Annotated in this window: 17 protein-coding genes, 2 tRNA genes and 1 pseudogene; 13 read left to right on the forward strand and 7 right to left on the reverse strand. The window is 39.0% G+C overall.

Translation table 11 applies throughout. From position 1 onward, the window contains the following. The first annotated feature begins 8 nt into the window (after window positions 1-8). Window positions 9-2,338: pseudogene (locus IPO27_14565) on the forward strand (glycoside hydrolase family 65 protein). 373 nt (window positions 2,339-2,711) lie between these two features. Next, entirely contained in the window at window positions 2,712-4,406 is a 1,695-nt protein-coding gene (locus tag IPO27_14570; GenBank protein ID MBK8847693.1) for an alpha-amylase family protein, read from the forward strand. Between the two features lie 9 nt (window positions 4,407-4,415). Here IPO27_14570 and IPO27_14575 read toward each other — a convergent pair whose 3' ends face one another. Next, window positions 4,416-5,756: a saccharopine dehydrogenase NADP-binding domain-containing protein gene (locus IPO27_14575; protein MBK8847694.1), complete on the reverse strand. Its 1,341-nt coding sequence runs from the start codon at window positions 5,754-5,756 to the stop codon at window positions 4,416-4,418. A 656-nt stretch (window positions 5,757-6,412) separates the two neighbouring features. Between IPO27_14575 and IPO27_14580 the strand changes: the two genes are divergently transcribed. The 9 genes from IPO27_14580 (at window position 6,413) to IPO27_14620 (ending at window position 17,306) form a co-directional block, all read left to right on the forward strand. Further along, window positions 6,413-7,732 carry a polysaccharide biosynthesis protein gene (locus IPO27_14580; GenBank protein MBK8847695.1) on the forward strand — a complete coding sequence of 440 codons (1,320 nt, stop codon included), beginning with the start codon at window positions 6,413-6,415 and terminating at the stop codon, window positions 7,730-7,732. A 125-nt stretch (window positions 7,733-7,857) separates the two neighbouring features. After that, window positions 7,858-7,946, forward strand: a tRNA-Ser gene (locus IPO27_14585). Window positions 7,947-7,986: 40 nt separating this feature from the next. After that, window positions 7,987-8,063, forward strand: a tRNA-Pro gene (locus IPO27_14590). A 214-nt stretch (window positions 8,064-8,277) separates the two neighbouring features. Continuing rightward, on the forward strand, window positions 8,278-8,763 hold the full coding sequence (locus IPO27_14595; protein ID MBK8847696.1) for a DUF4920 domain-containing protein: 486 nt from the start codon (window positions 8,278-8,280) through the stop codon (window positions 8,761-8,763). Between the two features lie 56 nt (window positions 8,764-8,819). Further along, the gene (locus IPO27_14600; protein MBK8847697.1) at window positions 8,820-9,683 is read left to right on the forward strand and encodes a hydroxymethylglutaryl-CoA lyase; all 864 of its coding nucleotides are present in this window, start codon (window positions 8,820-8,822) and stop codon (window positions 9,681-9,683) included. A gap of 56 nt (window positions 9,684-9,739) precedes the next feature. After that, window positions 9,740-12,535, forward strand: a complete 2,796-nt coding sequence (locus tag IPO27_14605) for a hypothetical protein (GenBank protein ID MBK8847698.1) — start codon at window positions 9,740-9,742, stop codon at window positions 12,533-12,535. 438 nt (window positions 12,536-12,973) lie between these two features. Then, window positions 12,974-15,151, forward strand: coding sequence for a catalase/peroxidase HPI (gene katG, locus IPO27_14610; GenBank protein MBK8847699.1), 2,178 nt, complete (start codon window positions 12,974-12,976; stop codon window positions 15,149-15,151). A gap of 803 nt (window positions 15,152-15,954) precedes the next feature. Continuing rightward, complete coding sequence (locus tag IPO27_14615; protein ID MBK8847700.1) at window positions 15,955-16,314, forward strand: TerB family tellurite resistance protein; 360 nt, start codon at window positions 15,955-15,957, stop codon at window positions 16,312-16,314. A 5-nt stretch (window positions 16,315-16,319) separates the two neighbouring features. Further along, complete coding sequence (locus IPO27_14620; GenBank protein ID MBK8847701.1) at window positions 16,320-17,306, forward strand: S1/P1 Nuclease; 987 nt, start codon at window positions 16,320-16,322, stop codon at window positions 17,304-17,306. A gap of 237 nt (window positions 17,307-17,543) precedes the next feature. On the opposite strand, the gene rny is transcribed toward IPO27_14620, so the two are convergent. Further along, a complete protein-coding gene (gene rny, locus IPO27_14625) occupies window positions 17,544-19,121 on the reverse strand; it encodes a ribonuclease Y (protein ID MBK8847702.1) in 1,578 nt (525 codons plus the stop codon). Between the two features lie 77 nt (window positions 19,122-19,198). Between rny and IPO27_14630 the strand changes: the two genes are divergently transcribed. Then, on the forward strand, window positions 19,199-19,429 hold the full coding sequence (locus IPO27_14630; protein ID MBK8847703.1) for a hypothetical protein: 231 nt from the start codon (window positions 19,199-19,201) through the stop codon (window positions 19,427-19,429). Window positions 19,430-19,484: 55 nt separating this feature from the next. Here IPO27_14630 and IPO27_14635 read toward each other — a convergent pair whose 3' ends face one another. The 4 genes from IPO27_14635 to IPO27_14650 are packed head-to-tail and all read right to left on the reverse strand — an operon-like array spanning window position 19,485 to window position 21,373. After that, window positions 19,485-19,814, reverse strand: coding sequence for a cell division protein ZapA (locus tag IPO27_14635; GenBank protein MBK8847704.1), 330 nt, complete (start codon window positions 19,812-19,814; stop codon window positions 19,485-19,487). Next, window positions 19,811-20,086: a hypothetical protein gene (locus IPO27_14640; GenBank protein MBK8847705.1), complete on the reverse strand. Its 276-nt coding sequence runs from the start codon at window positions 20,084-20,086 to the stop codon at window positions 19,811-19,813. Before IPO27_14640 ends, IPO27_14635 begins: the two co-directional genes overlap by 4 nt. A 23-nt stretch (window positions 20,087-20,109) precedes the next feature. Then, on the reverse strand, window positions 20,110-20,469 hold the full coding sequence (locus IPO27_14645) for a group III truncated hemoglobin (GenBank protein MBK8847706.1): 360 nt from the start codon (window positions 20,467-20,469) through the stop codon (window positions 20,110-20,112). Between the two features lie 10 nt (window positions 20,470-20,479). Continuing rightward, on the reverse strand, window positions 20,480-21,373 hold the full coding sequence (locus IPO27_14650) for an amidinotransferase (GenBank protein MBK8847707.1): 894 nt from the start codon (window positions 21,371-21,373) through the stop codon (window positions 20,480-20,482). 373 nt (window positions 21,374-21,746) lie between these two features. On the opposite strand from IPO27_14650, the gene IPO27_14655 reads away from it, so the two are divergent. Next, window positions 21,747-24,260 (forward strand): DNA translocase FtsK 4TM domain-containing protein, encoded by a 2,514-nt coding sequence (locus tag IPO27_14655; GenBank protein MBK8847708.1) that lies wholly within the window; start codon window positions 21,747-21,749, stop codon window positions 24,258-24,260. A gap of 5 nt (window positions 24,261-24,265) precedes the next feature. Here the strand turns inward: IPO27_14655 and IPO27_14660 are convergent, their stop codons facing one another. Continuing rightward, complete coding sequence (locus IPO27_14660; GenBank protein MBK8847709.1) at window positions 24,266-25,273, reverse strand: DUF4340 domain-containing protein; 1,008 nt, start codon at window positions 25,271-25,273, stop codon at window positions 24,266-24,268. Window positions 25,274-25,330 lie beyond the last annotated feature (57 nt).

The following is a 25,330-nucleotide window of genomic DNA, read 5'->3' on the forward strand; positions in this document are numbered from 1 at the left end:
TTCTAGAAATGAAAAGTTATATAAAACATCATCCCTGGCAGATTATTGAAAAGGACTTCCATCCGCATTACAATAAAATAAGTGAGAGTATTTTTAGTATTGGAAATGGAAAATTTGGACAGCGCGGAATGTCAGAAGAAAAATATTCGGGCGAATCGTTTCAGGGGAGTTATGTTGCCGGAATTTATTACCCTGACAAAACCAGAGTAGGGTGGTGGAAAAACGGCTATCCTCATTACTTTGCTAAAGTATTAAATGCTCCTGACTGGAAGGGTATTCATCTAAGCTTCAACAATAGGGAATTTGACCTGCACACCATCGAAATTATAGAGTATGAGCGTGTGCTTGATATGCAGAGCGGTGTGTTGTCGCGCAATTTCATTATTGCTTTAGGCAATAATGAACAGGTAAAAATTCGCACAAGGCGATTTTGCAGCATGGCCGATGACGAAACTGCAGCTATTGAATACAGCATTCTTCCACTGGATGATAAATTGCATGTTCACATTAAGCTTTATGTTGATGGCGAAATAAGAAATAGCGATGCCAACTACGATGAAACTTTTTGGAATCCTGCTGCACGCGAGCTCACCAACGAGCACGGTTGTCTGATAATGGAAACCGGAAAAACTCACTTTCAGGTGGCAACTGCTTTTAAAAGTGCATTTTACGTAAACGGAGAAACAGTAGAACTAAGAGCAACGCTTGAAGAGCGCCCCAAGTATATTGCTACGCATTATAACATTCAGCTAGATAAAAATGAGGAGCTATGTATTACAAAGTATATAGGCATAGTTAACAGCATGAATTATCAGAAGGAGAAATTAATGCCCGCAGCTTTGACTGCTGTTAACAGAGCGTATCATAATGGATTCGAGAAAATGGCTGAGGCGCATTTTCGTGTCTGGCAAAAATTGTGGAGCACCTGCGATATTGAGATTGAAGGCGATGATGCTTGTCAGCAAGCTATTCGTTTTAATATTTTTCAATTATACCAAACCTATACCGGCAAAGACAGCCGACTCAATATTGGCCCCAAAGGCTTTACTGGCGAAAAATATGGCGGCAGCACCTATTGGGATACGGAGGCGTATTGCATTCCTTTTTATTTGGCCACTACTTCTGAAACGGTTGCTCAAAATTTACTGATGTATCGTTACAATCAATTGGATAAGGCAATTGAAAATGCAAAACTTCTTGGGTTTACAAATGGTGCAGCCTTATTCCCAATGGTAACCATGAATGGTGAAGAATGCCACAACGAATGGGAAATTACCTTTGAAGAGATACATCGCAATGGAGCAATAGCTTTTGCCATTTACAACTATACACGATACACCGGTGATACAAGTTACCTCCATGATTATGGTATCGAAGTATTGATTGGCATTGCTCGTTTTGGGCGCAGCGCGTTAACTGGAGCATACCTAAGCAACGCTATGTTATGTTAGGAGTAACAGGCCCTAACGAATATGAAAACAATGTAAATAATAATTGGTATACCAATTATATTACCGGGTGGTGCTTGTTGTTTGTTCAGGAAGCGTTGGATATGCTTAAGAAAAAAGATATCATCAAGTTTGAGCATCTCATTTCAAAAACAAAACTGAACGAAACTGACGAGCGCGACAAATGGAATGATATTGTAAAGCATTTGTATTATCCTGAAGATAAGGAGTTAGGAATATTTTTACAGCAAGAAGGATACCTTGACAAAGAGCAGTTGCTCGTATCGCAACTTCCCGGAAGTGAGCGCCCAATTAATCAAAAATGGAGTTGGGACCGAATATTGCGTAGTTGCTTTATTAAGCAGGCTGATGTTTTGCAGGGTATTTATTTTTTTGAAGAGAATTTCACCAAAGAAGAAATCAAGCGTAATTTCGAGTTCTACGAACCACGCACGGTACACGAAAGTTCGCTTTCGCCTTGTGTGCATGCAATTCTTGCATGCAGTATAGGCAACACACGTAAGGCGTACGAAATGTATTTGCGAACTTCACGTCTCGATTTGGATGATTATAATAACGATACCGAAGATGGCTGCCACACTACATCTATGGCCGGTACATGGTTGAGTGTAGTGCAGGGTTTTGGAGGCATGAGGGTGCTTGATGGTTTCTTGCATTTTAATCCTTCGTTGCCTGCACAGTGGGAATCACTTTGCTTTAATATTAATTTCAGACAGAATGTGCTGCGCATAATGGTTGCACTGGATGGCATTCAAATTATTAATTTATCTGGTAAGAGTATTAAGCTGTTTATATATGGTCGTGAATTTACTATTGCCGAAGGGGACAAATGCCATTCGCCTATGGCTGGTGAAATGTTGGCATCTTAGCACGTAGTAATTTGGTGTCTGAATATAAATATGCCGAGAAAACGTATAAGTTTAAATCTGTTTATGATATGGTGGGTATCATCTCCCTTTACGTTCTATCTATCCTACCGGATATCGTTTTAAAATAAAGATGCAATTGCCATGCTCACAGTGCGGTGCATATGACTGCAAAACATGCCTTGATATTCAAAAAAAATATTTAAATCAATTTAACAAATAACGCTTGAACAGTTTTTTAAAATCATCTACTATGACTATATACTTTAAGATAGTAGCAATAGGTTGCAGCATGCTACTAGCAGGTTGCAGCATGCAACAAAACCCTGAAATACAATTGCAGGTAGTAAATGACAGCAACGCAGTAATTGGCAAGATGCACGCTCAAAAAATAGTGGTTTATCAAATCTTGCCGCGTTTATTTGGCAATATCAATCAAACCAAAAGATATTATGGTACCATAGCGCAAAATGGCTGTGGCAAGTTTGGTAATATTAATCAAAAGGCTTTGGCAAGCTTACATCAAATGGGTATAACCCATGTTTGGTATACCGGCATTATAGAACATGCCAGCATGAACGATTATAGTGCCTATGATATTAAGCCCGATGATGCTGATGTTGTTAAAGGTCGTGCAGGCTCACCTTATGCGATAAAGGATTATTATGATGTAGATCCTGATTTAGCAATGGATGTAAAGAATCGCATGGCAGAATTTGAAGCATTAATTAGGCGCACCCACGATGCCGGAATGAAAGTAATTATTGATTTTGTACCTAATCATGTTGCACGCGGATACAACAGCGATGCAAAACCAAACTATGTTTCTGACCTTGGCGAAAGAGATAATAAAGATAAAGCTTTCGATGTGCACAACAATTTTTATTACTTGCCAAATCAGCAATTTATTGTTCCTCCAGATTATGATCCGCTAGGAAATGAAATGGCGTTAAACGAAGATCAGGTATTTGAAGAATATCCTGCAAAGGCTACCGGAAATGATGTTTTTAAACCTACACCATCAAAGGATGATTGGTTTGAAACGGTAAAATTAAACTATGGAGTCGATATCATGAGCGAGCGCAAAACCTATTTCGATAGTTTGCCACGTACATGGAAAATGATGACTGACATTTTGGAATACTGGGCGGCAAAAGGGGTTGATGGCTTTAGGTGCGATATGGCCGAAATGGTTCCTGTTCAGTTTTGGAATTATGCCATTACACGCGTTAAGAGCAACCATCCTAATCTTATCTTTATCTCTGAAATTTATAATCCCAATGCATACCAAACTTATTTAACGCAAGGCAAATTTGATTACCTGTATGATAAAGTTGGTTTGTATGATGCAGTAAAAAGATTAATTCAAAATAAGGGAAATACGGAAGATATTACTCGTTGTTGGAAAACTGAGCAAAAGGACATTAGCGATAAGATGTACCGTTTTATGGAGAATCATGACGAACAACGTATATCAAGTGCAGATTTTGCAGGCTCCCCACAACAAGGATATGGCGCCATGGTATTGAGTGCAACACTTGGCAGTGGCCCTATAATGATCTATAATGGGCAGGAGACAGGTGAGCAAGGTCTCGGGGTAGAAGGCTTTGGTGGCGAGGATGGCCGTACTTCTATATTTGATTATTGGACCATGTCATCCATGCAGGGTTGGATTAACCAATATAAATACGATGGTTATGCATTAGCAGATGATGAAAAAAAGGTTCGCGAGTTTTATGCTAAGTTGCTTACTATTTGCAATAAGTATGAAAGTATTTATGGCCCCAACTTTTATGACCTTCAAACTGCCAATAGAGCGAATACTGCTTATAAAAATATGTATTCATTTTTGAGGTATACAACCAATGAGTGTTTGTTGATTTGCGTAAACTTTTCAGATACTACGTATACTGGCACAGTTACGCTCCCGGCCTCTTTTGCTTCGCAATTATCCGGGCTTGATAATAGTTCCCCAATCGATTTGCTCTCAAATCAAAAATGTAGTTACCGTAATGGTAAAGCAGAAGTAAAAGTACTACCCAAGCAAGCCCAGCTGATTAAGATTTACTAATCAATAATGTTACTTCTTTATTGTTTTTTCTACGAAGCAAATTCCTAGCGACTGCAATTCATCGAGTACCGGAGCATAAAATTCTTTGGTAACAGGCAGTTGCAAGCCTTTGCTGGCGATTTTATTTTGCAATATTAATTTGGTAGTTATAGCTAAAGGCAATCCAACAGTTTTGCTCATGGCTGTATGGGTGGTATCATCACCTTTCAATATAAAATCGCTTGTAAGCGTATAGCCTACTTGTTGTTTATCGGTATATTCAAATTTATGTTGCATCAAAATCATGTCTTTATCTCCCGGGTTCAATCTCCATTTTTCTTCTAATAGTTTTTGCAATGCAGCAGCAGGTGTTGCTTTCTTGATTCCTATTTTTTGATTTTCGAATAGACCGCACCATGCCACCTTTTCCAAAGCATCTTTGTCGGCTTTGCCCGGCATTACGCTTGCTACCTTGTCTTGCAATGTGCTTCCTGTTGCATTGGAGGGCAACAGCGCTTCGGTTAGTTCTGCATAGGTCATGTTTTCGCTATTATCTATTACACATTTGTCATCGGTATAACCTAACTGCACCAAAATGTTCCATGCATGGCTATAGCCTGCGTAGCGCAAGGTGCCTCGTAACATGGTGTCTATATGTTGCAACCTGTATATTGTTCGGTAGGATAGAGAATCGCGGTTAGCATATCCATCCCATTTGCCCATACCATCAATTTCAATTTGCTCAATGTCATCAAAAATACGATTAAAAGGCAGGTAGCGTTGCTTGCCGTTTTGTAAGAAAGTAGCCATACTTTGTCCAGCTAATATCACATTTCGTGGATTCCATGTAAACTTATATCCCCATGGGTTAGTATTGCTTTCAGGAGCTACCAGGCCACCACAATAAGACTTAAAAAGATGTATAGCGCATCCTTCATGATGCAGGTCGTCAATAATTCTCATTGCGCTCATATGATCAATTCCCGGATCGAGTCCGCACTCATTCATCAAAATAATACCTGCTCGAAGCGCATCGGTATGTAAGGCTTGTATTTCGGCAGATATGTAGGATGCAGTTACTAAATTTTTCTTCAGCGATACGCAATCCATTGCGACCAGAATGTGCAGTGCGGGCGGAAGTAAGGAAACAACTATATCATGTTGTGCAATGAGCGCTTTGCGCTGCGCATCATCGGTTGCATCCAGCAATACAGATTTGCCATTTGGATGGCCATTAATTTTTTTTTGCGCAAGTGCAATATCCGATTCGGCAATAGTTAGTTGCCAATGTTGACTTTGGCTGTTATCCAGAAAATATTTAATGGCTGTGCTCGCACTTCTGCCGGCACCTATCATCAAGATTTGATGCATGTGATTATTAATATGTAATTGAAGGTCAAAGAAACATCAATTTTGCTAATATTGTCTCCGTAAAAAAATGATAAAGGAAAAGTAAAGTGCTTAGCAATATAAAAAATCTGAATGCGCCACGGCTACTCATTTTCCTGCTTGATGCTCTTGCGAGTACGTTAGCTGTATATATTGCTTATCAATTACGATTCAATTTTAATATTCCCCTTTACGAATGGCTGTTTTTTCGTACCGCATTATTTTCAATAGTAGGGGCACAAATATTGGGTTTCGTCATTTTTCGAATTTATAACTCTTCCATTCGTTATACGGGCGCACGCGATTTGTTCAAAATCTTATTTGCCTTAACTGTGGCTGCTTTGGTTGTAATTGGCGCAGGATTTATTAGCAGGCATTATACCGGATTATATCTTGCTCCAATTAGTATTGTTATTATTGACTACCTCATTATCATGTTTATTTTGGTTATGGGCCGTATGGCTGTGCGTGTGCTTTATAATGAAGTAACTAATCCAACACGTATCAAGTCGAAAGTAATAGTTTATGGTGCGGGCGATGCCGGTATTATTACCAAGCGCAGTATTGATAGAGATGCAGGCACACGTTTCAAAGTATTTGCGTTTTTAGATGATGATGTCAATCGCAAAGGCAAATTAATTGAGGGAGTAAAAGTTTTTCAAACAGACGAAAGCCTTGAAAAATTGCTGCAGGAAAATGAGATTAAACATTTGATAATTGCAATTTCGGAAATTTCGAAACGCAGAAAAGCTGAGATAGCAGCCATATGTCTGCGTTACAATACCAAGGTGCTTGATGTGCCACCGGTAAAAAGCTGGATAAAAGGCGAGTTAAGTTTTAAGCAGATTAAGAAAATAAAAGTTGAAGATTTGCTTGAACGTGATCCTATCGTGTTAGACACGGAAGCTATATCCACTGAATTAAACAACAAGACAATATTGATAACCGGAGCAGCAGGCAGCATTGGTAGTGAAATTGTAAGGCAGGTAATCAATTTTAATCCAGCCGCTCTAATATTGCTTGATACTGCCGAAAGTGCGCTGTATGATCTTGAGCAGGAATTAAAATCAGCAAACCCAGATAACAATATAAATTATTACATAGCAGATATAAAGAATGAATTACGCATGGCCACTATCTTCGGTAAGCACAAGCCGGAGGTAGTATTTCACGCGGCAGCTTATAAACATGTTCCATTAATGGAAGAAAATGTAAGTGAAGCGGTAGCCAACAATATATTTGGAACGTGTATGGTTACCGATACAGCAATTAAATACGGTTGTAAAAAAATGGTAATGGTATCCACTGACAAAGCAGTGAACCCCACCAATGTGATGGGTGCAAGCAAGCGTATAGCCGAAATGTATTGTCAGTGGCAAAACAAGCAGCATATGACCAGGTTTGTAACAACACGATTTGGAAATGTGCTGGGAAGCAATGGTTCGGTAATTCCATTATTTAAAAAACAAATTGAAGATGGGAAAAATATTACCGTAACCCATCCTGATATTACCCGCTATTTTATGACCATACCCGAAGCTTGTCAACTGGTGCTCGAAGCCGGCACCATAGGGCAGGGTGGAGAAATATTTGTGTTTGATATGGGCACGCCTGTGCGTATTGCCGATCTTGCCCAAAAAATGATTACCCTTTCGGGTTTGAAAGAAGGGCGCGATATTGAAATTAAATATACCGGGCTTCGCCCCGGTGAAAAACTCTATGAGGAATTATTGAATGATAGCGAGAATGTTGTACCTACACATCATCCAAAAATTAAAAAAGCAAAACTAGCCGATGTTGAAGGAGATATGTTAACGCAACATCTAGCTAGATTAAAGGAAGCCTTGCTGCAACAAGACGATTTAAAAATGGTAAGTATTATGAAAGAACTTGTTCCTGAGTTTATTAGCAACAATAGTTTTTACAGCCGTTTGGATGAAAAAAAAGATAAAAGCTAAAATTTATTTGTTGCGGCAATAGTATTTTATACATTTGCGCCCTCTTAAAAAAAATAAGAGTGGTTCTTTATTTTCTCGTGCAACATAGATAGTACAGCTTATGTGGATAATTCAACCAAGTCACCGGTGAGGTGGATGAGTGGCTGAAGTCAACAGTTTGCTAAACTGTCATACGGGGAAACCTGTATCGAGGGTTCGAATCCCTCCCTCACCGCAAAACAAATTATCCAGTAAACTAATCAAGTTGCATATTTCGGGGTGTAGCGTAGCCCGGTATCGCGTCTGCTTTGGGAGCAGAAGGTCGTAGGTTCGAATCCTGCCACCCCGACCAATTTAATCCATCAATATAATTGATGGATTTTTTTGTTGCAAAATTGAACCTCCTGATCAACTCCTGCTTATTTCTATTAATGTTCATTTATGCTGATTTATGTCTTGTTCATTTTAGACATGATAGTGCTTAAGCGTGAATAAGTTATGCTTGCCTCAACATGTTTACCTTACAAATATTTATTACTTTCGCATTTCCAAAAAATAACAAACCGATGAAATATTTTATTCTTGCCATCCTAGTTGTATCACTCATATACAGTTGTGGCCAACCTGCCGATAATGCGGCAAAAACAGAGGCGCCTGACTCATTAGTTTTTTATGGAGAAAAATTTGAACCGGGAAAACCTTTGACAGTAGCTGAATTAAACAGTAAAGTGAGTAACGAAAAAATGGTGACAGGTGTTGTGGTATCAGGCACAATTGCCGAAGTTTGTCAGAATGCCGGCTGCTGGATGAACATTGATCGCGGGGATGGAAGCACCATGATGGTAAAAATGAAAGACCATGCGTTTGAATTGCCATTCGATTGTGGTGGCAAACTGGCTATTTTTAAAGGCGATAGTTACTATGATACTACCAGTGTTGAAGACTTGCGTCATTATGCTGAAGATGCTATGAAATCGAAAGAGGAAATAGAAAAAATTACCGAGCCTCAATACGATATTACTTTTATAGCAAGCGGAGTTATTCTTAAATAGGCTTATGAAATTTTCTTTATCACTGCATTATATGCAGTAAGGAGCAACAAACATTTATGCGCGAAAATAAAAAAATAACACTTGTAGAATGTCCGCGCGATGCCATGCAGGGATTGCACGATTTTATACCTACTGCCAACAAGGTTGCTTACCTAAACGCTTTGCTAAAAGTAGGATTTGATATTCTGGATTGCGTAAGTTTTGTTTCGCCAAAGGCCATTCCTCAACTTGCCGACTCAGCCGAAGTATTGCAACAATTAGATACTTCCGAATCTGCGACTAAACTCTTAGCTATTGTTGCAAACATTAAGGGAGCTGAAATGGCCGCTGAGTTTGAAGCCATTTCTTACATTGGTTTTCCTTTTAGCATAAGCGAAACTTTTCAGCAACGAAACACAAAGGCGGGAATAGCTCAATCATTTGAAAATCTTAAAGAAATAAAAGAGATTACTGAACGTAATAATAAGCAACTTGTAGTTTATATATCAATGGGTTTTGGTAATCCTTATGGTGATGCGTGGTCTGCAGCATTAACAGCAGAATGGGCCGGCAAGCTGGACACATTGGCTCCTGCTACCATTTCAATTGCTGATACCGTTGGCATAGCTACGGCCGCTCAGGTTTCAGATGTGTTTAGCGCTGTCCAAAAGGTGAATGCCAATGCAGAAATAGGTGCTCATTTACATTGCACTACTACCAACTGGGAAGGTAAGCTAAGGGCTGCTTATAATCAAGGTTGCAGAAGATTCGATTCGGCCTTGCTTGGGTTTGGTGGGTGCCCATTTGCAGAAGATAAATTGATCGGAAATCTTTCAACAGAGAATTTAGTTAAGTTTATTGAAGATAATAATGCAACTACTGCGCTTAATTATTTCGAATTTGAAAAAGCAAGACAAATGGCAATTTTCACATTCAATTAATATATTCATATAGATAATAGCATCATATTTGAAAAGGATAGGAAAAATTTAAATAAATGAAGATAAAGATATTAGCGGTGATTTCGCTTTTTATTGCAGCAACACAGCTTCAAGCGCAAAAAGGTGGCTCATTAGAATTGGTTGGTTCAGTTTTACTGGATGGTAAAGGGGTGGAAGGCTCTGAAATAACTGTATTGAAAGGGAACGAGCAAGTTGATAAAATTATTACCAGCAATGGAGGTAAGTTTATTTTGAATCTGGATTTGAATCAAAATTTCATTATCAATTTTACCCGGCCCGGCACCATTACGAAATCGGTGCAAATAAATACAACCGTACCAAGTTCAGAAACCACCGAACTTTTCTCTATGAAATTCAAAGTTGATCTTTTTAGCAAAGTAGACGGTATAGATTCAATAGCGGAATATAAGTTGAACAAGCCTGCTGCAAAAATCGCCTATGATCAGAATGTAGAGGACTTTAATTACGATGAGAGCTTTCATAAGCAACGAAAAGTAGAATTTGAATCAGTAAAAAACAACATGGAAACCATACAGGCTTTTCGAGATAAAGAAGCTGCTGATGCAAAAGCGAAATTGCGGGCCGATAGCATAGCTCAATGGAATGCAGGAAAAGCAGAACGCGATTTGGCGGCCACTAAAAGCAAAGCCGAAGCAGATAGCCTGGCCAAACTAAACGAAGAGAAAGAGAAATCTGACAAAGCAGCAGCAGCAGCTGCTGCCGTTGCCAAAGAAAAAGAAGATGCAGAAGTTCGCAAGCGTCTTGCCGATGAGCAAGCCGAAGCTGCTCGCAAAGCAGCAATAGCATCAAAGGACAGTGTTTCCAAATATAAAGTTGAAGAGGAGGCACGACAGTTGGCTGCAGCAAAAGCAGAAAAAGATTCGATTGCAAAATTTAAAGAAGATGAGGCCGCAGCAAAGAAAAAGGCTGAGGCAGATGAAAAACTATCTTTGGCCGAAGCTAAAGCAAAGGCCGAGGCAGATGCCAAGGTTAAAAAGGAAGCTGAAGAGGCAGAACGTGCGCGTGTAGCAGCTGAACTTAAAGCGAAAAAGGAAGCTGAAGAAAAGGCAAAGCTAGATGCTGACTCATTAGCAAAATATAATGCAGCTGAAGCGAAACGCTTAGCCGAAGAAGAAAAGGCAAAATTAGCAGCAAATGCAAAAGCCAAATTAGAGGCAGAGCAAGCAGAAAAAGCTCGTTTGGCTGCTGAAGAAAAGGCGCGAAAGGAAGCAGAAGAAAAAGCAAAGCTGGATGCCGACTCATTAGCAAAATATAATGCAACCGAGGCAAAACGTATAGCAGAAGAAGAAAAGGCAAAACTAGCAGCAGATGCTAAAGCTAAATTAGAGGCAGAGCAAGCTGAAAAAGTTCGATTGGCTGCTGAAGAAAAAGCTCGTAAGGAAGCAGAAGGAAAAGCAAAGTTGGAAGCTGATTCATTAGCAAAATATAATGCAGCTGAAGCAAAACGTATAGCAGAAGAAGAAAAAGCTAAACTAGCAGCAGATGCTAAAGCCAAATTGGAAGCTGAGCAAGCCGAAAAGACTCGATTGGCTGCTGAAGAAAAAGCGCGTAAGGAAGCAGAAGAAAAAGCAAAGTTGGAAGCTGATTCATTAGCAAAATATAATGCTGCTGAAGCAAAACGTATAGCAGAAGAAGAAAAGGCAAAACTTGAAGCAGATGCTAAAGAGAAGAAGGATGCTGAATTAGCTGAAAGAGCAAAGACTCTTGCCGAAGAAAAAGCTAAAAAGGAAGCAGAGGAAAAGGCTCGCAAAGAAGCAGAGGAAGCAGAAAGGGCGCGCATTGAAGCCGAAGCAAAAGCTAAAAAGGAGGCTGAAGCAAAAGCAAAACTGGAAGCCGACTCAATTGCAAGCTTTAATGCTGCCGAAGCCAAACGTAAAGCAGAAGAAGAAAAAACAAAATTAGAAGCAGAAGCAAAGGCAAAAAAAGAAGCTGAAGAAAATGAGCGAGCAAGAGTTGCTGCTGATGCGAAGGCCAAAGCCGAAGCAGATGCGAAGGCCAAAGCCGAAGCTGACTCGCTAGCCCAATACAAGATTGCGGAAGATAAGCGGAAAGCCGAAGAGGAAAAGGCAAGATTGAAAGCACAGGTTGATAGTATTGCCGATTATAAAACTGCCGAAGCAAAGCGACTTACAGATTTAGAAATTGCAAAAAAAGATGAGGCTGAAAAGGCACGACTCGAAGTAATTGCTCAGGCAAAAGCTAAAGCTGAAGCTGAAGCGAAAGCAAAGGCTGATGAAGAGGCTCGCATTAAGGCAGAAGAAGACGCACGAATAGCTGCACAAAAAGAGGAAGCCGAAAGAAAACGTCAGGAGTATGAAGAAAAAGAAAAGGCCGAAACAGCGCGTAAGATAGCGGAACGTAAGGCTGCTGAGGAGAAAAAACTTGCTGAACAGAAGGCAAATCAAAATAGCGATCCTAAGGCTTTGGAAGCACGCGAAACTAAAGCTAAAGCCGATAGCCTTTTAAAAATTGAAAATGAGTTGGCATCACTTGAACAGAAAAATCAAAAAGATAAGGCGCTAACAGAGGTAGAGGCCAAACGTCTTGAAGATCTTAAAATGCAACGAGCAGCTATGAGCAGTGGTTCTATGCTCAATAAGGAGTATACGGAAGGTATAACAGAAGATACCTTAACTGATAAAACGACCACCACCTTTATCACGATTGTTAAAAGAAAAAGTGGGCAAGACACTTACAAAAAAGTAAAATATAACTGGGGTGGAATTTATTATTTCAAAAATGGTCAAACTATTTCTGAACTTGTTTATAAAGCATCGTTAGATGCTGCGCGAAAGGAATTGAATAAGTAATAACACAAAAGACGCCAGGCATTATTTCTTTAATTTATTAATGATCAAAAAAATGGAAATCATTTTTTAATATCTCAATTGCTATTTTTCAAAGGTGCAATCGAGAAGCAATTCGGAGTAAAAAAAAGTAATCGTATTGCGAATACCGTTTTCTTAATATCCAATTCTAGTATGCATTTTTTTTAGAATGGTCTATTCAACTTTCATTTTAGAAAACTAAGCACAATTGATTTTTCTTTAATTATCAACAAACGATAACTATCATATTTTTTTTCCTTTTTGATAAGTTAGGTACAGCTATATTTGCCAAGTTAGTTTAATGCTTTAAGTAATTAGTTTTCGAAATTGGAAAGCACACCTTTAATTAAATGGGCCTGCAAGCAACTAGCATCAATTGTTTCAGAAATAGTAATAAATCAAAATCATAAAAAAACGAAAATGGAAAATTCAAAAAATGGAAAATGCCCGGTAATGCATGGAGCAAATACTGAGTCGCAACATACCGTTACCAATTGGTGGCCCAAAACGCTTAACCTGGATATATTGCATCAGCATGATTCCAAAACAAATCCATATGGAGGAGATTTTAATTATGCCGAAGAATTTGCAAAGTTAGATTTAGAAGCACTTAAAACAGACTTGAAAAAACTAATGACCGATAGTCAGGATTGGTGGCCTGCCGATTGGGGACATTACGGTGGATTAATGATTCGTCTGGCCTGGCATGTTGCCGGAACATACCGCTTGTCAGATGGCCGTGGTGGTGCCAATACAGGCAATCAGCGTTTTGCTCCACTAAATAGTTGGCCCGATAATGCTAATCTTGATAAAGCTCGCAGACTTCTTTGGCCTGTAAAGAAAAAGTATGGCAATAGAATATCATGGGCCGACTTGTTTATTCTTGCCGGTAACATGGCTTACGAATCAATGGGTTTCAAAACATTTGGTTTTGGCGGTGGTCGCGAAGATATTTGGCATCCTGAAAAAGATATATACTGGGGAGCCGAAAAGGAGTGGCTAGCTAAGGAACGCTATACAAACGATTCGAGTAGTGAAACACTCGAGAATCCTTTGGCCGCTGTTCAAATGGGATTGATTTATGTGAATCCGCAAGGAGTAGGTGGTAATCCAGATCCATTGCGTACTGCCCAGGATATGCGAACCACATTTAAGCGTATGGCAATGAATGATGAGGAAACAGTAGCCTTAACTGCCGGAGGGCATACTATAGGAAAGGCGCATGGGAATGGCGATGCAGCTATACTTGGCCCCGAGCCCGAAGGTGCTGAGTTAGAAACACAAGGCTTTGGCTGGGTAAATACAAAAAGCAAAGGCAATGCTGAAGAAACTGTAACCAGCGGTTTAGAAGGTGCCTGGACTACAACACCTAACAAATGGAATCATACCTACTTCCACTTATTGCTAAATAATGATTGGGAATTAAAGAAAAGTCCGGCAGGTGCATGGCAATGGGAGCCGATAAATATGAAGGAGGAAGATAAACCATTAGATGCTCATTTACCGGGAGTGCGCAGAAATCCGATTATGACCGATGCTGATATGGCGCTGAAAATGGATCCTGAATATAGAAAAATTTCAGATAAGTTTTATAAAGACGCTGATTACTTTGCCAAAACATTTGCCAAGGCATGGTTTAAATTAACACATCGCGACATGGGCCCAAAGAGTCGATATCTTGGTGCAGATGTTCCAAGTGGAGAGTTAATATGGCAAGACCCAATTCCAGCAGTAAATTACCTATTGAGTGATAACGAAATTGATAAATTAAAAGGTCTGATTTTAAGCAGCGGAATAAGCAATGCCGAATTAATAAACACGGCATGGGATAGTGCAAGAACGTTTCGTGGTTCAGATTTTAGAGGTGGTGCCAATGGTGCGCGGATATGCCTTGCTCCGCAAAAACATTGGGAAGGCAACGAACCTGCGCGATTGAATAAAGTGCTTGCAGCCCTTAATGAAATAAAAACAGCCTGGGGCAAAGAAATTAGCATGGCAGATTTGATTGTATTGGGTGGTTGTGCTGCTATTGAAAAGGCTGCCCATGATGCAGGCGTAAAGATTAAGGTTGCATTTAATACAGGCAGGGGAGATGCTACCGTTGAAATGACCGATGCAGAATCCTTTGCAGTGCTTGAGCCGTTGCACGATGGCTACCGCAACTATCAAAAAAAGAGTTATGCCGCGACACCTGAAGAATTACTGCTAGACCGCACGCAACTTATGGGTCTTACTGCCCCAGAAATGACTGCACTAATTGGTGGCATGCGCGTACTAGGAACAAATTATGGCGGCACCAAGCATGGTGTATTTACTAACCACGAAGGTGTTCTAACAAACGACTTTTTTGTAAACCTTACTGATATGAATAATTCATGGAAGCCTGCTGGCGAAAATTTATATCATATAGTGGATCGTAAAAGTGGTGCAACAAAATGGACTGCAACACGCGTAGATCTCGTGTTTGGCTCCAATAGTATATTGCGCGCTTATGCAGAGTTTTATGCGCAAGACGATAACAAGGAAAAATTTGTTCACGATTTTGTAAATGCATGGATTAAGGTAATGAATGCCGATCGTTATGATTTGAAGAAGTGAAATTGGCAATACATTAAATAAATCAAGGTGTCTGAATAATCTCCTTATTTAACGATACCAATAAAAGAGATTCTCAAAAACATAATAGCAGAAGTACTACTGCTCATGGCAACAAAAAGCCATGAGCAGTTTTTTTTGAAAACCGAAACTTGTGCTATAAGCCCAGTTACTCATCGTCTTAAGAAACATGTACCGATGTCTATTTAGTGGTGTTCGTGTTTTTATGGAATAGCGTGAAATTGATAACGCGTTGTTCAAACTGGATTTGATAAATAGCCCTTTTGAAAAACTCTTTTTGCATTGACTTTAAAACTAAGTTTTAATAATTCAATAGAAACTTTTATTAGTAACATCAAGCATTCAAGTTGGAGATTTTCTAAAATAACAATTCTCACATTGTAGCACTTAGTTTGTTACGTTAAGTATATGCGATGGTTTCTTTTTTTAATTTGTGTATGAGCCACCTGCCCTAAGATTTTCTGCATTTCGCACCAAGATGTGCTTTCAATTAGCCAAAAAATGCGGGTGTAATTCAAAGCTCATTCGGCAAGTTTCGCTATTACTTGAGATACATTTATTTGCATCTCTATGCTGCAAGCTAACACTTATAGGCTTCGACTTTTAATTTTATCAGGTAACTAAAAAGCAAAAGCTATAGTGTTTCAATATTTTTTCAATGCTAAACCAATTAACAGCAAACTATTAATCGGCATTTTAACATAATAGCATAACTAAGAAAATTGCACTGTTACATATAATAATTATTTTCGCAAGCTATTAATAAAATAAAAATCCATTTAGCCATGCCAGAAAGAATGAATTTAGCTATCGCAGGTTATCACATGTTGCACATATTATGCGCCATTGACAACGAGTTTAATTACGAAGAAGATTTGGTGATAAGGAAGTATTTGGTTGATTCGTTTCCATTCACAACCAACTTAGACAACGAAATGGAAATAATCAGCAACCTAGGTTTGCATGAGTATAAGTCGCACTTTGCAAAATGCATGGATGATTTTTATAGTGATAGCACCGTTGAGGAGCGCAACAAATTTATTGATATGGTAATGAAACTGGTTACAGCTGACCAGAAAGTTACCCGCGAAGAAAACGAGTTACTCGATTTGCTTTTTAGCGCATGGGAAGAAAGTGTTGAGTAAATAATATGCAACAGAAAAATTTACATCCTGGTTTACTTATCGCATCAATTTTAGTTGTTGGCATCGTGTTATGTTCCTGGGGCTTTTGGGGGCATCAGCGCATTAACAGGATGAGTGTTTTTACCCTTCCACCAGAGATGCTAGGCTTTTACAAGCAACATCTGGAGTTTGTTACTGAACACGCTGTCGATCCTGATAAGCGTAGATATGCCATTAAGGAAGAAGCCCCCCGTCATTATATCGATCTTGATCATTATGGTGAAAACCCATTTGATACCTTACCCAAAAAATGGGATGAGGCTGTTAAAAAATTCACAGAAGATACATTGAATGAATATGGCATAGTGCCCTGGCATGTAGTTCGCGTTTTAGGGTATCTAACGGCAGCCATGCGAAATGGGAATGTAGAAAAAATTCTTCATTACTCGGCCGACCTGGGACATTACGTTGGCGATGCACATGTACCCTTGCACTGCACACAAAATTACAATGGACAGTTAACGGGGCAACACGGCATTCATGGCTTTTGGGAAAGCCGAATACCTGAATCGTATGGCAACGATTACGATTACCTTGTAGGCCGTGCCGAATATATTAAGGACCCTCAGGAATACATATGGAATGTAGTACGCGAGAGTTATGCTGCACACGATTCTGTATTAAGGTTTGAGAGAATACTTAATGCCAAGTATGATCAGGATAAGAAGTACGCCTTTGAACAGCGCGGTGTTACTACTGTAAAAACATATTCCAAGGCATATACAGCAGATTATGACAAATTGCTAAATGGGATGGTAGAACGAAGAATGAGGAGCTCTATAATTGCGGTTGGTAGTTTTTGGTACACCGCTTGGGTCAATGCCGGACAGCCAAATCTTGATTCGTTAAAAGCTGGAGAAATGAGCAGCGAATTGAAAAAGCAATTGGAGGAAGAAGATAAAATGTGGCGTTCAGGTAAGGTCCAAAATTCGAAAGGACACAGTGATGATTAAGTACAATTGCAACTAATAACCTCACCGTTAATAATCACCTGCTATTGATATCAATATTTGAGAGATTGATATTATAAAGGCAGAAAAATAATATTTCTTTTACAGCATAAGAAATAGGGTAGGGTAGCTGTTACCTTTTACCATCTAATAATAATGCACCACTATTAACGTTTTTCTTCTGACAAAAAAAACACTGCCCAATAAAAGCAGTGTTTTAAAAGATGTATCGGTAGAAAATTACTTGGCAATATTTACACTTCGTACTTCACGTATAACGGTAACTTTCACCTGACCGGGATAGGTCATTTCGTTTTGTATGCGTTGGGCTATTTGGAACGACATGTCATCGGCCTGTTTATCATTTACTTTACCACTTTCAACTATTACACGAAGCTCACGTCCTGCTTGAATGGCAAAAGATTTTTCGACTCCTGCATAAGAAGAAGCCAAAGATTCAAGGTCTTTAAGACGCTTCATATACTGCTCGGCAATTTCTCTCCTCGCACCTGGTCGTGCACCGGATATTGCATCACACACCTGTATGATGGGCGATATTAAACTGGTCATTTCAATTTCATCGTGATGTGCTCCTATAGCATTACACACTTCAGCATTCTCCTTAAACTTCTCTGCAAGCTTCATTCCCAGTATAGCATGTGGCAATTCAGGTTCGTCTTCGGAAACTTTGCCTATATCATGCAAAAGTCCTGCGCGCTTCGCTAGCTTAACATTTAAGCCCAATTCGGTTGCCATTATAGCACATAGATTAGCAACTTCGCGGCTATGCTGCAACAAATTTTGTCCGTAACTGCTTCGGTATTTCATGCGGCCCACCATCCTTATTAATTCAGGGGCAAGGCCATGTATTCCTAAATCTATAGCAGTACGCTTGCCAACCTCCACAATTTCATCTTCCAACTGTCTGCGCACTTTGTTAACCACTTCTTCAATACGTGCAGGGTGTATGCGCCCATCACTCACCAGTTGATGAAGTGCAAGACGCGCCAATTCTCTGCGAACCGGATCAAAGCATGAAAGTATGATTGCTTCCGGAGTATCGTCTACTATTACTTCTACCCCTGTAGCTGCTTCTAGTGCTCTAATGTTTCTTCCTTCTCTTCCAATTATTCTTCCTTTAATTTCATCATTGTCAATATTAAAAACGGTAACTGCATTTTCTATAGCATGCTCGGTAGCTACACGCTGTATAGTTTGAATTACTACCTTTTTTGCTTCTTTACTTGCGGTGAGTTTTGCTTCTTCTACCGTTTCCTTTATGAATGACATAGCACTTGCCTTGGCATCATTTTTAAGTGCTTCCACTAATTGAGATTTTGCATCAGCCTGGCTCAAGCCGGCTATTTTTTCTAATTGCTGTACTTGTTTCTCATGCGCCTTGTCAACCTCTGACTTACGCTTTTCCAATTGGTCTTGTTGATTCTTCAAACTTATCTGAATGGCTTCAACTTCCGCTTGCTTCCGCGCTAATTGCTCCTTTTGCTGATTTATTTGCTGATTGGCCAATTGCTCGCGTTGCTTTAGCTTATTTTCATTGTTAACCATGTTTTTCTCACGCTCTGCAATCTTTTTATCATGCTCAGTTTTTAGTTGATAAAACTTGTCTTTGGCTTCCAGTAGCTTGTCTTTCTGAACAACCTCGGCCTTTGCTTCTGCTTCATGAACAATTGCTTTGGCTTGCTCGCTTGCAGCTAACACTTTGCCTGAGGCGGTTTTGTTCATTATAAAATACACCAACGCTGCCCCGACCACCAGGCACGACACAGCTGTTATAACTAATAATATAGTAGAATCCATTTTTTTATTTAAAATATTTGCTGATAAATTGTTAAACTAAAATTTTACTTAAGACCATTTAAATATATTGATAACCAATGCATGGCGAAATTTCGGACAACCGAAAAATGTATGTGCCAGCCTTGAGTATAGCCAATAAAAAACCCGCTTGCTTCCCTTACCATTTTAAACCCCAATTATACATGGGTGGAGCATCCGGATACATTCTTACTTCCACTGATATGCGAACATATCCGATTACCGTAGCAATCGGTGAGGCCTGTATTACAATATCGCTAAGTGTTGCTCCAATGGTATTTAAATGTTGAGTTTAAATATGAGAGTCAGGAAACAAACGGGATATCTTGACAATAAACCGAGGGTTTATTGATTAGATGATACCTTCAAAGAACGAGTCTGATTATTTAAATAATCATTCAATTTAGTAAGTAGTGCTTGTTGATGTGTTAAGGACTCAGATTTACTCTTGTTGGCCTCTGCCCTAAAAACCTCAAAGTCGGTTGCCAATTTAATTAAAGTCATAGCCAGCAATTGTGTACGGTCATGAATATCGTATTGCTTTTTATAAGCCTTTATTCTTTGATTTATTTCAGAAACTGCTGTTGTTAACGATTCTCGTTCGGAATTTGATATACTGATTTTAAAATCCAGGTCTGCTATTTGAACAACTTCTATGGTTGTGGCTTCAGTCATATCTTCATTCCGCTTAAGCATTTGTCAATTGCTACAATATACATATTCAGTTTGCGCTTCAATTCTTCCTTTTCATCTGACGTGCCATTGCCGCTATCTAACTTGACAACTTCGAGATTTCGTTGCAGCATCGAAATTTGTTCCTCCTTTTTAACAAGTTGACTAGTCAACTTGCCAATTTCATCATTCAAACTACTATTCTTTTCTGCACTCTCTTGGTGCAAATGTATTAATTTTTCAACCAAACGATTTATTTCATCAAAATTATTCATCACATATATTTTGCTGTTTATAGTTAGATATTTTGCAATTTATTATTAAAAATGTTGCCAATATTGGCCGCTTTGGCCTTGGCTTCTTCTGCCTTGGGGCCTTCAAAATGTAGGTCAATAGTTTTTGTAAACATGGCAAGCCAGCGGTCAAAATGAATAGAAGCTATGCCATGTCCTACATGTTTATCAAAGGGCGACCCCGAATAATTCATAGTTCCTATTAGCATGGTGCCCCAGAAACGGTACATTTTTTCGAGATGTGTATCCCAGTTCACTTTGGCACTTTGGTTAAAAACCGGTGATAGTAATTCGTCTGCATTTACACTTTTGTAAAACTCATCAACCAGCAATATTATATCATTTGTATTTTCAATATCTTTCATGTTAATTAGTTTAAAAGACTTCAGCAACCATACACCTTACACTTCCACCACCAATGGTTTCAATAGTATCCACATTGCAAACCAATAGCTCGCCATGCTTTTCAAGTATTTCTAACTGCTCGGGTGTAAAGGCATTTTTAGCTTTTGCCGACAGCAATATTTTTTTATCACCATATTTATCCTGCAATTGCAAAATGTTTCCACAGTACTGCATTACCTGATTATTGGTTATTTCTATTAGTTCCTTGTCTGTCACTTTCAAATAATGTTTTACTAATCTTTCTTCGCTTGCATTTAAAAAGCTTTGCGACCCTAGCACTGCAAATTTTTCGCCTACAGACATGACAACGTTTGTATGATATATCGGAAATTGATCTATAAATGTTCGGAAGGTGACTGGTTTGTAATTTATGTAGCTGCAAAAATGCAAAAATAGTTGCTCATGGGTACGCTCGCTAAGGCTTGCATAGGCAATAGCATTTACATGATCCAGTACCATGCTTCCTGTGCCTTCAAGAAACTCATTTGATTTTTCGTAACGGCTCCAGTCTTCAATAGTTTGTGTTTTGTGTTTTTTTGCCAGCGTCTCTATTATATCATTTCTTTTTTCGTGACGCCTGTTTTCGGCCATCATTGGGAAAATAAATGCGTTTTGGTTGTGTAGCATAGCAAACCAATTATTGAGAAAAATACTGTCAGGGGTGATTACATCTGTTTTATCATCAAATACGAATACCTCTATTCCAGCGTTTATTAATTGATGGTACATATGATCAAACTCGGTCATGACCAACGACATATCTGTATCGGTGTTTACCTGGAATTTGTTTGATGAAGCAGTTTGCATGTTATAGCCAAAATGCCCGGGTCTGACCATACATACGGTGGATGCACATTGTTTCATATATCCTTCTGAATAGTATGAGACGAATGTACAATAGTTTTTTTGTTATCAAAAAATAACGGGCATTAATAAAACAAGCTCTTGTTTAAGTTTCTGCCTTTATTAACACAAATGGCCTGTAAGTGTTGCCTGTGTTGCATTGGCAGAAATTATAGTGCTGTTAAAAAAATCAGAAATCATCTTCGTAATGCAGCAAGAACAAGCCTCCCGAAAGATTAATTTTACCAATCATCAAAGAGCCATGTGGCTTACGCGCTATCATACATCAAAGAATTTAATCACTAAACCAGCAAATCACTAAACTATGTTGAAAGGTAACAGATATAAAGAGCCAGTAATTGAAACCCTACCCGAACCTGAAATATTGGATAATATGGCAGACAAGAAAAACTCACGCAACGTTCGTAAAAAGAAGAAAGCAGAAGTTGAAGCAGAAGTTGAAGAAACCGAAATTCAACAACCCAGGGATTTTTCTAAATGGATTCTTGCTGCCGGATTTTTAGCCACCCTATTTGCTTTATTTTCTTTTTTGTCGTTTGCAGGTTATTTATTCTCCTATCAATCGGATTTTGATAAAGTAGCAAATACCGGTTATTGGCAATTGTTTGGCGATACAAATATTATGCTCAATAATTGGATGGGAAAAACAGGGGCTATTCTTGCGCACTTATTTATATACAAATCCTTTGGAATTGCTTCGTTGGTTTTTTCGATGGTTTCATTTTTGGCAGGCTTTGTTTTATTGTTCAAAGCCAAATTTTTTAGTTGGCCACGAGTGGCTGCTATGTCGCTTTTTTTATTGTTTTGGGTGCCTGCAACTTGCGGCTTTGTATTACTTAACAAAAGTGAATTTCTTTTTATTGCTGGTAAGTATGGATTCAATATGGCTGTGTGGTTGCAATCGGCAATGGGCTCCTTAGGCACCGTGTTGTTTTTACTGTTTGCCGCAACGGCATTTTCTTCTTTGTATTTCAATATAAAATTTGATTTGTCGAAAAAGAAAATGCAGCCCGATGAAACACAAATGATGCAGAAGGAAATTTTGGAACAAACTGCCAATGCACCTGTATTAGAAGAAGAACGATTGGTGAACCATCAGGTATTTGAGCCGGTTGAGTTTGATGTTACATCATCTCCTGAGTTGGTTGAGAATATTGCTTTAAAATCTCCCATATTAGAAGTAGCCGATACACAGGAGTTGGAAATAATTATGCCACCAGATGATATTATTGAAGAAACCATAGCTGTTACTGAAGAGGATAAAACTACTGATGTTATTGAAAGCACGGTGCCATTGACTATTGAAAATAGCCTGTTGCCCGAAGAAGAGACAGAAATGAATGTGCAACAAGTGTTGGCTAATATGGGAGAGTATGATCCAAAGCTTGATTTATCATCCTATCAGTTTCCGGATATTGATTTGCTTGAAAATTATGTTAGTAATAAGAGCAAATTATCGCCCGAAGAATTGAAAGCCGAACTTGAATCGAACAAGAATAAAATTGTTGAAACGCTGGGGCATTACAATATTGGAATTGAAAAAATTAAAGCAACTGTAGGTCCAACCGTTACCCTATTTGAGATAGTGCCGCAAGCTGGTGTGCGTATTTCAAAAATTAAAAACCTCGAAGATGATATTGCCTTAAGCCTTGCCGCTCTTGGTATACGAATAATTGCACCTATACCCGGCAAAGGAACCATAGGCATAGAGGTTCCAAATCAAACCGCTGATGTGGTTTCTATGCGTTCGGTAGTTGCATCCGAAAAATTTCAAAACAGTGACTATGATTTACCTATCGTTTTAGGAAAAACAATTTCTAACGAAGTATTTGTTACCGACCTTGCCAAGATGCCTCACTTACTAATGGCAGGTGCTACCGGGCAAGGTAAATCGGTTGGGTTAAATGCTATACTTGTTTCGTTGCTATATAAAAAACATCCAGCTCAGGTAAAGTTTGTTTTAGTAGATCCTAAGAAAGTAGAGCTTACTCTTTTCAAGAAAATCGAGCGACATTTTTTAGCCAAACTTCCGGGCGAAGAAGAAGCAATAATTACCGATACCAAAAAAGTTGTGAATACCCTCAATTCGCTTTGCATAGAAATGGATAATCGTTATGAACTGCTTAAAGATGCACAAGTGCGTAATTTAAAAGAATACAATGCCAAGTTTATTCAACGAAGATTAAATCCAGAAAACGGCCATCGTTTTCTACCTTATATTGTGCTTGTAGTAGATGAGTTTGCCGACCTTATAATGACTGCCGGCCGCGAAGTAGAAATGCCTATTGCCCGCCTTGCGCAATTGGCCCGTGCCATTGGTATCCACTTAATTATTGCCACACAGCGACCTTCGGTAAATATTATTACCGGAACTATAAAGGCAAATTTCCCTGCACGTATTGCATTTCGTGTTACCAGCAAAATAGATTCGCGAACTATTTTGGATGCCGGAGGTGCCGATCAATTAATTGGAAGAGGTGATATGTTGCTAAGTACCGGAGCAGATTTGCTGCGTATACAATGTGCTTTTGTTGATACACCCGAGGTTGAAAAAATTACAGACTTCATTGGCGCGCAGCGCGGATATCCTGAAGCCTTTATGCTGCCTGAATATGTGGGCCCCGAAGGTGAATCCGGGTCAGTTGCCGATTTCTCGGCTGCCGATAGAGATCCTTTGTTTGAAGAGGCCGCACGAATCATTGTGCAGAATCAACAAGGAAGTGCAAGTTTGTTGCAGCGTAAGTTAAAGTTGGGTTATAACCGTGCAGGTCGCCTGGTTGATCAGTTAGAAGCAAGCGGCATTATAGGACCATTTGAAGGTAGTAAAGCCCGTGAAGTAAAAATTAAAACCGAGGCTGAATTGATGGAATTTCTTGGAAAAGTTTAATTCAACTATTTGAATATTTCAGGTTTCTGAAATAACTTGTCAAACATTTGATATTGGGCAAGTACAAATAAACTATCCTCATTAATTCTTGCCAAAAAACGATCTTTATCATGTATAGGCCTATTGGGGGGAGGTTCTGTTGCATCAGGATCTACTTCAAGATTTTTCAGCTTGTACATTTGCATCATAATCTCTTTACCATCACCGGTTGTAACAGTTATTTTTCTAAACCAACCCAGGTTTAAAGTGGAGTCAATCACTTGTCGTGAGAGATGTGTTTCAACGCCTTCAAAAGAGCTTTTACCAATTATCTTAAGATACATCGCAATTTTATCTGCATCGGCAGCATAACTTTCATTCGAAAGTTTGTCGGTAATCTGAAAGTCTTTCGCACCATTTACAGCCAGACTAAAATCAATGTTGGGAAGTTCGCGACTTTCTATTTGCAACTGTTTAATATTTCCATTTGCTATGGCAAACACACGCTTATCGCGCCAATCGTAAATATTGGTAATGTACCTCGGAGTAAGATATCCATTAAACCCAGGAATATGGGTGATAAATGGCACCGCACTATTTTCTAAGTACATATAGGTTCCCAATTGATCCTGATTAGGACCTCCAACATAGTAGGTCTTAAGTAATTCATCTTTTGCATACACTTCGCACTTTACACCATTGGCAGCAATACGCTTAATGATATTATTGTATGCCCTCTTGCCAACAGGGCTGCGCACTTCTACTTGCTTTATCGTTAATAGTAGTAAACGAATGGCATCTGGGCGAGCTATAAATGCATCATTCACAATCCATGTGTTTGCGTCTTTGCGCTTAAGGGTAATTTGTTGTCCTTCTTTTGTTGCGATAAAAATTTTTGTGATTGATGCTGTATCCTCAACTGCAAAATCACTTAGTTCGCGTTGTAAAGTGCTTGTGCCACTTGTGCCAATGAAATACCAGGTGATTCCGCCTAAAGCAGCTAGTGCAAGGAGCAGGAGTAAATTACGTTTCATTTCTATTTTTTGTATTTACAAGTTGCAACGATTATTGTAACCGCTGCATTTTTTTTA

This window comes from Bacteroidota bacterium (assembly GCA_016714535.1).
Lineage (GTDB): Bacteria > Bacteroidota > Bacteroidia > AKYH767-A > OLB10 > JADKFV01.